Genomic DNA, 2,946 nt, shown 5'->3' on the forward strand with positions numbered 1-2,946 from the left:
CCGGTCGACGAGGGCCGGGGCCACGTACCCCGAGACCCCGCCCGCCTCGAACCGCGACCCCCACTCCGTGAAGTCGCCGCGCTCCTCGAAGGGGTTCACCACGTGGGCGGCCGTCAGGACCAGGCGGTCGGAGACCGCGCAGCCGTGGGCGAACCCGAATCGCCCCGTCAGGGAGACCACCGCCCCGGAGGGGGGAGGCCCCGGCGCCCCGGCGGCGAGGGTCGTCAGCGAGAGCAGGGCGGCGAACGCCGCGGCGAGGAGGCCGCGCACCGTCAGCGGTCCGGCCCGAGGACGAGGACGTCCTGCGGCAGCGACGGGTCGACATCCGCGTGGACGTGCCGCGGACACAGCTCGAGGCGCCGGAAGCCGGCGCGGTAGAGCGCGCGGACGACCGACGACCGGACGTGCGAGTCCTCCGCGCGGAGGTCGACCGCCAGCCCCCGGAGGTGCGCCGAGTCCGGCGCGCCACCGCAGGCCACGTTCTCCGCGGGCGTCCGTAGGCCGGAGGTGATGACGAACGGCACGCCGGCCGCGCCCCGCGCCTCGTCGAGCATCTCGACGAGCCCGGGCTGGAGGCCCCGCACCTCGTCGTCCGTGAACCAGATGGCCATCAGCTCCCCTCCCCCTCGGCCCCCGTCGGGGCGGGGGCGACGGCCCGCGACTTGTCCCGGCTCTCGGCCGAAGCCGACCGGTGCGCGGACGCGCCCCCGCCCCCCAGGGCCTTGCAACTCGCCTCGTGCTCTACGCTCACCAGCCGCCCGTTCGAGCTGATGACGCGCCCCCTGCAGAACTCGCAGGGCCGCGCCCTCGAGTACCACGCCGCCGTCGGCGACAGCGGCGGGACCCGGCTCGAGCGGACGCGAGGGTTCACGGGCCGAACGACCCCGCGGCGCACTGGTGGCTCGGGTACACCCCGAGCCGGTAGGTCACCCCGCAGCGCGAGCACGTCACCCACGTCTCGACCGGGTACGTCGTCGGCGCCGGCGGGTACGTCGTCGGCGCCGGGGGCCGGCACTCGTGGGGCGCCCCGCAGTCCGGGCAGAACTTCGTCACTGCGCCGCGGACTTCTTCGGGTTGCCCTTGGCGTCGTTCGGGTGCTTCGGGTCGCGGCCGCCCCCCTTGACGAACGGAGCCGCCTTCTTCCCGCCGAACGGGTTGCCCTTGCCCATCACCACCTCCCTGCACGCGGGGAGCCCACCTCCCCGCTCACGACGTCGAAGTACCAGCGGAACCTCGCCGCGGCGCGCGAGGCCCACGTCCCGAGGCACGCGTGCCGCGCGCCGGCAGCCCCGCACCGCCCGCAGCGGCGCGTCACGGCTTCGGCAGCGACAACGGCGTCTTCCGCAGCTCCGCCACCACCGCCTCGAGCGCGAGCTTCTCGAGCTGCGCCCGGTGCTCTTCCCAGACCGCCACCAGCTCCGGCGGGACCGCCGGGAGGACGACCTGCGGCCGGTGGTCCTTGATCCACGCGACCCCGGCGGTCACGGCCATCGTCGCGATCCCGTACCACTCGGGCTGCGTGACGCGGTGGTCGAGGAGCGCCGACAGCGCGACGGGGAGCGCCGCGCTGGCGACCGCGCACAGCAGGCCCTCAGCCCACTTGTCCCAGCGGAAGCCCGCCTTCACCTTCAGGAACGTCATCGTCACCCCCTCAGAACGCCCTCACCGCTAAGCCGAGCTGCGCGAACGACGAGCGCGACCCGACGGCGAACTCCCCCACCAGGGCCGTCCGGTCGGACGTCCGCACCTGGTACGTCGACACCAGCGCGACGCCGTGCAGCGCCTGGTGCTGGCCGACCGCGGCGTAGACCCACCACGAGGGGCCGTCGACCCGGACCCCGACCCCCGCGGTGAACGCCTTCGGGAAGTCCGGGAGCACCCCGGCCGCGGTCGTCTCCAGCGAGCGTGCCACAGATGCGCCGGCAGCTGCGGCAACCACGACGCCGCCCGCGCCCCAGAGGTTCCGGTGCGCCGCGACCCCGACCTCCGCGGCTCGGAACGTCTTCACCTGGTCCTGGGCGAACTCGCCCGGGATCCCGATGGCGTCGGCCCGGAACGCGATCCCCCAGCGCCCGATCCCGACGACTCCCTGGGCCCGGCCGCCCACCAGGTCCCGGGTCTGGGCCGGCGGGGTCCAGTACCGCATCGCCCAGATCCAGCCCTCGCTGGTGGTCTTGACGGCCAGCGGGTCGGCGACCGCGGCCACGGCTGTGGCCGCGGGCGTCGAGGCGGGCGTCGAGGCCGGCTGCGCCGCGGCTACTGTGGCCACGGTAATTAACGTGGCCACGGTAAAGGCGAGGCGCCTCAGCGCGCGACCGACAGCCACTCCCGGACCTCCGCGAGGAGCGCGGAGAGCTTCGGCTCGTCGTGCTCGTCGCCCATCGTCTCGTTCACCCGCTCCAGGAGCCGCGTCGCCTCGGCCAGCGCCGCGGCGCTCGACGCCCTGCTGTGGACCACGTGCATCTCCCCTGCCATCAGTGACCCCCCTCTGTCCTCACTCGTCCTGCGCGCGCTGAAGCTCGGCGAGGACGTTCTCCATCTTGAGCTTCAGCTCCGGGAATGCCCTCCCGTGGGCGGTGTCGTCGTGGATCAGCCACGGCTTGATGACGTTCGCCGCGTCCCGGCAGCGGACGTGCATCGCGGTCCGGAGGCGGTCGACCGCCGCGCGGCTCGCCGCGGCCTCCGCCTTCAAGCGCGCGTAGTCGAGGACCAGCGCGTTGTACTCGTCGCAGGACTCGGCCACGGTCCTCCGGAGCCGGACCCCCAGCGCGACCGCGGCGCAGGCGAAGAACGCCGCGGCGAGGAAGGCGACGGCGGTCAGCATCGACGGGCCTCCTCCCGCGCGTCCCAGTCCCGTGGAGGCGTCCGGAAGACGTGGTTGTAGAGCGAGACCGCGAGCACGACCAGCGTGCAGGCGCCGACGACGGCGAGCGCGTCGACGACGTA

General features: G+C 74.4%; 7 protein-coding genes. All 7 read right to left on the bottom strand.

The genetic code is table 11. The features are described 5' to 3' along the window. The coding region (locus tag VMI11_06310) for a hypothetical protein (protein ID HTY72024.1) at positions 1-270 on the bottom strand (270 nt) is incomplete at its 3' end. A 2-nt stretch (positions 271-272) separates the two neighbouring features. Further along, positions 273-611: a D-Ala-D-Ala carboxypeptidase family metallohydrolase gene (locus VMI11_06315; GenBank protein HTY72025.1), complete on the bottom strand. Its 339-nt coding sequence runs from the start codon at positions 609-611 to the stop codon at positions 273-275. Between the two features lie 256 nt (positions 612-867). After that, complete coding sequence (locus tag VMI11_06320; protein ID HTY72026.1) at positions 868-1,053, bottom strand: hypothetical protein; 186 nt, start codon at positions 1,051-1,053, stop codon at positions 868-870. A 258-nt stretch (positions 1,054-1,311) separates the two neighbouring features. Next, positions 1,312-1,641 carry a hypothetical protein gene (locus tag VMI11_06325; GenBank protein HTY72027.1) on the bottom strand — a complete coding sequence of 110 codons (330 nt, stop codon included), beginning with the start codon at positions 1,639-1,641 and terminating at the stop codon, positions 1,312-1,314. Between the two features lie 10 nt (positions 1,642-1,651). Continuing rightward, on the bottom strand, positions 1,652-2,269 hold the full coding sequence (locus VMI11_06330) for a hypothetical protein (GenBank protein HTY72028.1): 618 nt from the start codon (positions 2,267-2,269) through the stop codon (positions 1,652-1,654). Between the two features lie 35 nt (positions 2,270-2,304). After that, positions 2,305-2,475 carry a hypothetical protein gene (locus VMI11_06335; protein HTY72029.1) on the bottom strand — a complete coding sequence of 57 codons (171 nt, stop codon included), beginning with the start codon at positions 2,473-2,475 and terminating at the stop codon, positions 2,305-2,307. 19 nt (positions 2,476-2,494) lie between these two features. After that, positions 2,495-2,824 carry a hypothetical protein gene (locus tag VMI11_06340; GenBank protein ID HTY72030.1) on the bottom strand — a complete coding sequence of 110 codons (330 nt, stop codon included), beginning with the start codon at positions 2,822-2,824 and terminating at the stop codon, positions 2,495-2,497. Positions 2,825-2,946 lie beyond the last annotated feature (122 nt).

It is taken from the genome of Actinomycetes bacterium, assembly GCA_035506535.1.
Lineage (GTDB): Bacteria > Actinomycetota > Actinomycetes > DATJPE01 > DATJPE01 > DATJPE01.